Annotated in this window: 2 protein-coding genes; both read left to right on the forward strand. The window is 38.7% G+C overall.

Translation table 11 applies throughout. The features are described from left to right. Nucleotides 1-343 precede the first annotated feature (343 nt). Nucleotides 344-8119, forward strand: coding sequence for a leucine-rich repeat domain-containing protein (locus EDD61_RS11435; protein ID WP_132225474.1), 7776 nt, complete (start codon nucleotides 344-346; stop codon nucleotides 8117-8119). Nucleotides 8120-8773: 654 nt separating this feature from the next. Then, complete coding sequence (locus EDD61_RS11440; RefSeq protein WP_132225476.1) at nucleotides 8774-9487, forward strand: metal-binding protein; 714 nt, start codon at nucleotides 8774-8776, stop codon at nucleotides 9485-9487. The last annotated feature ends 1 nt before the right edge of the window (nucleotide 9488 follow it).

Here is a 9488-nt window from a genome sequence, read left to right on the forward strand (position 1 = left end):
TGGTATTGCTGAAGCAGCTTTATAAATACAAAAGGCAATGGATAGATGCTGGTAAAAATTGTCCTTCGCTATGAGAATGATCATGGATACAAGCAAATGAAAAACGTTATGATAAGGTCAACATGTCTGGGAAAATGCAACCGAAACTTAGTGAAAAAAGCGAATGCCAATGATGATCATGGGCTTTGCCATATAGAATGAAAAAACCTAGTCGAAAGATCTATAGGTATTTTCTGGTTGAATGACTTCATGGTATACAAGAAAAAGGCTTACTTTCGCATAGATGTAGATCATGTCTCATGTTTATGTTACAAAAAGTGGAAATGGAAGGGAGAACGTATAGATGAAAAATGGTAAGAAACTTGTCTCTATGATACTGGTCATCACGATGATCGTTTTAACCTTTCCGACTTCCCTATTTGCAGAAGAGATGAAAACAACAGAGGATTCTCAAACTGTTGCTGTGGAAAGTACATTTCATCAGTTTGCAGGTGTCATCTTTGAGGATACAAATAAAAATGGTCAAAAAGATGCCAATGAAAAGGGTTATGCCGATATGGAGATTTGTTTTTTCAATTTCGACAACAAATCGCAAGAGGCTGATTATATAACGCTTACGAAAGCAGATGGTACTTTTCAGTATCCAAAAGTGAAAGAGGGTTCATATCGTTTAAAGATACAAAGTGCGGATGCCCAATTGGATATGAAAGACTATACGATCCGAAATCCTCAGGAAGATGGTTTTGTCATGGAGGAGAAACAAAAGAAAACCTATGTGATAAAAGACATCCATGTACCACAGACCAAGAGCATTGCTTTATCTTTAAGGAAAAAACCTAAGAAAAGAATCGAAAGTCATACGCTGCAAACAAAACAAACGGATGTGCCAAAACAGCTTGTGAAAAAAACGATAAAAGATGTAACAGATAGCAATAAAAAGAAACTTACGGCAAAAAAAGAGGCCATGGATATAACACCTGTCAGTATGTCAGAACTAGCCTATTTACCGCTGGAAAAGACAGGCGCTGCAAGGAATACAGATACTGCATTGATGGCCAATATGCGATCTGCATTATCTGCTGAAACATGGAATTTTCAAACGTATTATGTAGGACAGGATGATGCTTATTATGTGGATAAGAGTAATGATTTTTCCCTTAAGTATCAAATGGAGTTTCATACCAGCGTCGTTTTAGAAAAAGAAGCGGTAACGATTCGCATTCCAAAACGTTTGTTACAAGATCGCAATGGTAAGGATATCCTGCCTACCAGTATCGCAGTGCCACAAGGAAGTAAAGAACAGCCGATTAAAAATAAAATCATCCCTTTCAATTACTATGAGGAAGGAGCGGATCTTGTCTTTTTCAACTATGATCGCATCACAGCGGGTTCCAATATCGCATTTCAGATATTGTATAAAGATGTGAATATCATGACTATAAGAAATGGCAGTCAATGGAGTCTAACACCAAGTATTCAAATCATGACAAAGGATGGCATGGAAGAAAAGCAACTTACACCATTGCGTGGCAGTATCCATTCACAAGTTCAGCTGATGGATGTGAAAAAAAGCCCACTGCTGAATGAAAAAAGCTATTATCCGGGTATTTATACGAAAGAACAATTACAGGAACTGGTACAAGGAACGATTGACGAGGAGTTTCTTACACGCTTTGAAGCATATCGTTTTGTCGCATGGAGAGTAGATATTAAGGGCTATGCTACACAGCCATGGGATCTGTATATAAAAGATCAAACGAGTCATGATGGCAAAGTTGTCGGTTTTCAGCACCCTTATGAACCCATTTCTTATCACGGAGAAGCTGGCTATTACAAAATAGCGACACAAAACATGGAGAAGAAAATCAACTACACAGGACCTGAGCATGCGGTTTTGGTAGTTGTAGCCTATCCCAAAGATAAGGTCAGTGCGAATGAAGTCATTGAAAACAGTGTCGAGGTTATCGCACATCCATGTGATGGTGGAGAAGACCAAACGAAAGAAAGCAGTACTTCCTGGATCTATCAGGATTATGACTGGAATTATCATGGCGATGAGATAGGTGTTTTAAAAAGTGGCGGAGGCAACTTCAGCAGTTGGTTAGAAGTTTATAAGAGTGCCAGAAAAGCAGGACAGGATGTTGGAGATCTACCGTTTAAAGTTAATGGTATTAACCGAGGTTATGCGAAAACACACTATATACAAGCGGCAGATGGCATACAGCTGGGTGATCGCATTCCAGGTGCCAGCTATCTTATGACAACCGTGGATGATTTTCTTTATGCATATCCTAACACAGGTGATGTTGCCGATTATCAAGTATTAGATGATCAAGATTATTATTACAGCAGCGTTAGCATTACGCAGACAGATATCGGTTATGATCCATATGAAGATCGCGAAGCAGCTCCTGAAAAGACAAAAGGAATTGTTATTGAGGCGATGTTTGCCGGCAGCCATACATGGGAAAAAGTAAAAGAAATTCCCTGGGAATCATCAGGAAGAATGCGTTATTACTTTACAAAAGAAGAACTAAAGAGAAAGCCATGGCGCGTAAAGGTCGTACATGAGTCTGTCAATTATGAGTCTGATTGTATGATCGAACTTCAAGTACGCCTTCGTCATGATTCACCGGTATTGGCAAAGCTTGTCAAAGACAATGATGACGTGCAAGAGATAACATTAGAAAATATCGCGGGCATCATGGGGCAAAAGATGGCTTATGGCGTGCCGCAAGAGTATTACCATAGTCAGAGTATTGAAAACGGAAACTACCGTGAACCGGGCTTAATTGAAGCGACAAAGGCATTGTATGATGGCATACTGATTACAAGAGCAAGTGCCAAAGCTACATTAACCTCTTTACAAAAACATGCAGCATCTTATAAGTATGGGCAGGCTTGGAATGATACGACATCCGGACGGGTACATCTGAAATATAATATCATGGCATTTGATGGGTATGAGGTATATGATGCAAAAGGAGTAAGCTTTCTTAAGGAATATGGCGTAACTTCACCGGGGCGAAAAGAAGTTGTCTTCTATGACTTATTGCCATATGGCATTAAATTTGATCCTTCTATTCAAATAAGGGCTGGTCGTGTTCCTTCCACTAGCAGCGAAGCGGTAAAGCAAGAAAAGGGATGGGATCAGGAGCAAGTAAAGGTCGTTGTCGATTCACAAAAAGATATTGATACCAACTATCGGGGAAGTGGAAGAACGAGAATCGCCTTCCATATCCAATACGAAGGAGAGGATGCTTCCGGCTACTATGATAAGATGTGGATGGAAGGCTGGGGCGTCAGCTTTGGAGCATATTATGATTGGAAAGATGCCGATATCAGCAATGCGGCGACCAATATTGCGGCTTTTATGCCAGCCAAAACAGATGATGAAGCACTGTTAGGAACTGATAATGAAGTTATGCCGGATGATGGAAGGACCTATCCAAGTGATGAAGATAAACAACGCTATCAGATATTTGGTGAAGATATTGACGGTGATGGCAATCAAAAGGAACAAACAGTACTATATGCAAACGCATCTGTAAATGAGGACATCGTTATGGCCTCTATGAGTAAATTGGAAAAACTAGTACGTTCAGATGATGATCGCTTTGGCAGCTTCGATACCGAGGCTACAGTACTTTGTAATCATGGTTATACGTATGAAATCAGCGTTAAAAATGCAACGAAGACATTAAGCGATATGGTTGTTTTTGATCGCTTAGAAGATGCTCCTTTATACCAAGCAGATACCCATTTTGAAAACAATTGGTGGTATGGCAGCTTTACAGGTATCAATGTAAATGAACTAAAAGAAAAAGGTGTTGCTCCGATTGTCTATTACAATGCGAATCGCAATGCGAAAATCACTACTGAAGATGAGGCACCAGATGAGGTCTTAACCGTGGAACATGGCTGGATACGAAGTGAAGACTGGAAACGTGAGCTATCTGAGGTGAAAGCAATTGCCGTGGATATGAGAAAGGATAGGGAAGGAAATCCTTTTACCATTAAAGAGATGGGTGCGGTATCCTTTCAGATTCATATGCAATCACCAAAAGAAGACGAATCTTTGGATACCGCCAACCATGAGAATACCCATGATAAAAAACATCCTGCCACCTATGCGTATAACGATGCCAGTTTTTATTCTAAGGTCGTTGAAGATCAAAGTGAAGGCACGGTGAATGGAAATGCAGTACGTGTGAAACAGCATCAGCCGGAAACATTGGAAGTTATTAAAACTTTGCAAGGAAAAATACCTGAGAAAAGCAAAGACATGTCTTTTCGCTTTCAGGCAAGCTATGCACAGAAACCATTTGCTACACAGGAATATCAATTGTATAAGAAAACAGGGGATGGTTGGACAGCATGTGGAACGAATCGGGTGTATGCAACAGAAGCAGATGGAAGCTTCTATCTGCATGCAGATGAAAAAGCTGTTTTTCATCTTTTAGATCAATCGCTGATGGAAATCAAAGAAGAGGAAAATCCTTTTTGGAAGGTTGACATCACAGATGTAAAGCATGAAGATACCCGGACGATGACATTTCAAAATACGTATCGCCCAGTGCTTTATGCGCAAAAGAAGGTACAAGGATATCCTGATAAAATGGATATCGCAAAAGAAACCTTTCTCTTTCAAATAAAGGCAGATGATCAGCCACTAGCCAATGCAGAATATTGGGTCGTTGACAGCATACGAAATGATGGTGGCATACCAATGAAATTGAAAGAGGGCAAAACAGATGCGAATGGACAATTTGAAATAAAAGCAAATGAAATCATAGCTCTTTTTCCCGGAGATGAAGGTATACGCTATGAAGTAAACGAAATATATCCCGGTAAAGATTGGTTCTGTGAACAAACCAGCGTCAGCGGCATTATGGAAACATTCGGAAATGTTGCGACGATCACAAATCACTATAAATGGAAAGAACTGTATTTAACAAAGGAAGTAAAGCATCAAAATGCAGAGCAATGCAAGAAGGAATTCACATTTGAAGTTTCTTCAGATGATCATTTGCTAACCGGTGCACGTTGGGTCATCTTAAATGAAGATGGATCAGAAAGCGATGTAGAAGGAATCCTTGATGAAAACGGAAGATTTTCAGCAGCATGTGCAGGAAAAATCATTAAGATCGAGGGCTTTACCGCAGGAAAAAGCTACAAGGTGAAAGAAATTGATGATACCGGTTATACGGATGGGGATTATTATGAACCAATTAACGCTACCGTAGAAGGAATGATGCCATGCTATGCTAAGAAAGCTGAAGCAACAATCGTAAATGATTATCTATTACGTCCTCTCCAAATTACAAAGCTTGTCAGCTTTGATCTATCCAAAGTGTCAGAAAGTGAGCAACAGGCTATCGAAACAAGAGAATTTACGATGCAAATTTTAATCGAAGGCAAACCATATGCCGATAAGGAATATCGAATCATGAAAAACGGTATGCCGGTTGGTCAGGGTAAGACATCAAACGATGGCTATTTCAGCATTCAGCATCAGCAAACTATCGTCTTTCAAGATGTGGGCGTTGAAGGAATGGAATATACGATCATTGAAACACCGGATGCCGATTATGAACAAATTTATCCGGTTGATAAAACACCGGCTATAGGAAAATTAGCGGAAAACAGTGCGGTCACTTTTGTAAATGGGGATGCCAATACCTTCATGATTGGGAAAGAATATGTGGTCGGTGAAGAAGATAATGGAAGGGGGAATGCTTATTTAGAAGAGATCAGACAAAATGCCGATATTAGGGATAAAGAAAAGGTGCATCTGAAACTGGAAATCCAAGAGCATAACGGGGAATGGGCTGTTTGGCCTAAGGAAACAACAGAAGTACAAGTATTGGATACCATACATCAGACACAAGCGACCTTACTATGGGAAGCCGGTAAAGAAATCCAGATAGAACCATGGAAACGAATCATGATCAATACTTTACCGAAAGATACGCGCTATCGATTAAGCGAGAGCAGTAAAGATCGTTATAAGCTTTATAAACAGGATGGCGGTTTTATTGAAATCACACCAAAGATAGGGGAATTGACAAATGTGATTCAACAGCAGCCACTGGCTATTTTACAGAATCAGATTAGTGGAAGAGATCAAACGTCTGCCATTTATAAACGGATGCATTTGGGCAGCGATGAAGTGATGAAAGGAGCCAGACTAGTTTATCGTGTAGATGTATATGATGGAAAAGTATGGAATCCAGCCGCAAATGTGGCATATATTATCGCTGATGAAAAGGGCATTTCAAGTAATCGCATCCAAAGAACACAACGTGATGGTAAGATTAGCATCGAGAAGAGTGCAAATGGATATCCAATCATCTATTTTAGCGAAGCAGATGTAAAAATACAGCCTAGCATTGTCAAAGATGGCACCTATCGAATCGTGGAGTTGATAGAGGAAAGTGATGCTGAATGGGGACAGTTAAGTGGATATGTTGATGCACTGGATGATTGCTATAATGGTCGTATTGATTGCCAGGATGCCGTGGGGTTTGTGAATAGTAATCGCAAGACGGTCATTGAAATTGCGAAAGAAATGGAAAATGACAGCGATCAGGAATTCACTTTCGAGTTGCGTCAGGTACTGCGGGCTAGCCAAGAGAACATCACCGATATAAAACAAATCTTGGAAACACGCAAAGGTGTTCATCTTGCCTATACGATATATGATAGTGAAACAAATGAGATTATAGCCAAACGCACCACGCAGGCTACCGGCGAGATTACGATAAAAGCGAAACAATTTGCCAGAATAGAGGTTTGTGATGACACGGTATGGACAGTGAGTGAAAAACAGAATACACCATATGTCGTAAAGGAAGTCTCGGGGACAAAAGATAAGACAAGCAAACTATCTGAAAATACCATGTTACTGCAAGCTAAGGCACCTGTGATCTTGGCCCAGTTGTCCATAGAAGCGAAAAAGAAATTTTTTCTAAAAGAAGAACTGCTTGATAAAGATGATTTTATCGTAAGGGCAATGTATTCCGATGGCAGTATCAAAACATTAGCGAAAGATGAATATGTAATTGATAAGGATCAAGTACCGACGAGTGCAACCTTTGATTTAACCTTTGCTTATGGCGGTTTAAAAGAAACCAAAACATTGCAGACAGCGGGAACTGTGATTTTGACAAGTGAAATGGTGGATAATGGAGTCATTGATGCCGTTACAGAAGAAAAGGTAATATTAAATCAAGGAGATGTAGTGATTCCGGAAGTCATTCTCGTGAATGACAAACCTTGTATTGTCGTGAGTATCGGAGGCAATGCTTTTAACGCAAAACATGAAGTAAAAAGTGTTGTCATGCCAGACAGTATCACCAGCATCGGTAATGCGGCATTCTATGATTGCTGGCTGAGTGATATTAAGTTATCCAACAATTTGAAAGAAATTATGCCGCAGACCTTCTGGCGAGCCGAGTATATGCTCCACATTACCATACCGGAATCCGTAACTGCTATTCGATACAGTGCGTTCCAAAGCTGTTTGCGTTTAGAAAGTGTTGAACTGCCGGATAATCTTCAGATTCTGGAACAAAGTGCCTTTAGAGGCTGCACTGCCTTGAAAGGAACATTGGTTATTCCTAAAAATATTACGGTTATCAATGAGTATTTGTTTACAAATTGTATTCATTTAGAAGGCGTTGTACTACCGGATGGATTAACGGAAATCGGTTCCCAAGCGTTTGCTGAATGTAACAGCCTTGTGAAAATCAATTTACCAGATTCAATGCAAAAGATGGGATTTGCGACATTTAATAAATGTACGAGTCTTACCCATATCACTCTCCCTGCAAAATTAAAAGAAATACCGGCAAATGGTTTTGGCTGGTGCTTGGCACTGGAAAGTATAACATTAGCTGAGGGACTGGAAGTAATTGGTACAGATGCTTTTGTACAGTGCACAAAACTAAAAAGTATTGAAATACCTAGCACGGTTACTAGCATTAACAATGCATTTCGATTTACAGGAATCACCTCTTTCTTCATCAAAGGAAAGAGTAAGGATCAAATTGCTGGTGCCCCATGGGGATTAAATGCTACGCAAGCTTTAAATATTGTGTGGGAGCTTGATCAATAAGCAGCATAAGAGCAATAATCATATAAAATATGTCAAAATACCATGTGATTTCACATGGTATTTTAATAAATAAGTGATGCATAAAAAGGGCAAGACAAAGAAAAGTTAATAAATTATGGAAAATCTAAGGTAAAAGAAATGTCATTTTCATTGTGATGTTTCTTTTTTTTAGAAAAAAGAAGATAACCTTGTTATGACGGCAGCATAATCTTTTTTATGCTAAAGGAAATGTTCGAAATAAGTAGATAAATATGAAGTTATGAAGGACTATGGGTTATGAAATTCACGCCAAACAAAAATATTTTGAAATTTAATTTGTGTTATTTATGTGATTTTCTTGTGATAGAAAGATATTAATAAAACCTAAATATCATAAATGTTACATTTTTAAGCGAAGAATTTGGTTATAAAAATGTCAATTTAGTGTGAAAACATGCCCGATAATGTCTTGAAATTTCCAGAAATTGCCTATATAATTTAGACGGAAGCCTTTTCACATGGAACAACGTATACCTTTTTAAATCAAGCGAATTTTCTCTTAAACTTGATATTTAAGTGAAAAAAAGAGCATAAAAAAAGACATTTACAACATAAAAGTAAATATCTATAAAGGTATAATATATTAAACAGAATGAATTGAGGGAGGTTAGCAAAATGAGGAAAAAATTATTACTTGTTGCGACGTTTTTGTTGGCTTTTATGATCTTTCTAGTTCCGATACGTGCAGTTGAATCAGAAAGATGCATAATCAAAATTCATTTAGAGGATTTGCAAGTTCAGTCTTCTGATATGAATGGAGTCAAATTTTATGTATATAAGATTGGAGAAATTGACAAGAACGGAGATGCAAAAATCTATCCTAAATATGGATATGAAACATATCCACAAAACGCTCACGAATTAGATTTAGTCGCTAAAATGATATCTAAAAAGTTAGAAGATAAACCGATTTTATCTAACAGTACAGACGCTAAAGGTGAGATGGAATTGGTATTGGATGAGAAAGGTGTTTACCTGCTTATGGCAGAGGACGATAATGCATACGGTGTAATTTCTCCTTTTATTGTGCACCTACCTTATTATCAAACTATAGAAGATGTTCAATATGGACCACTTTATACTGTAGATGTGGAGCCTAAAGCATCACCAAAGCCAAATACTCCTGGAGAATCCGATGGACCAAATACTCCGGATAATCCAAATACTCCAGATACGCCAACCGGCGGTGATACTCCAACAGATGAAAAAACACCAGGGAAAGAAACACAGACTGGAGATTCATCTAATACATATTTATATCTATTATTGATTGTGATATCAGGAGCTAGTATGTGTATATGGAAAGTGAAGAAAGGACGAGGGTGCTAAT

The organism is Longicatena caecimuris (genome assembly GCF_004341945.1).
GTDB lineage: Bacteria > Bacillota_I > Bacilli_A > Erysipelotrichales > Erysipelotrichaceae > Longicatena > Longicatena caecimuris.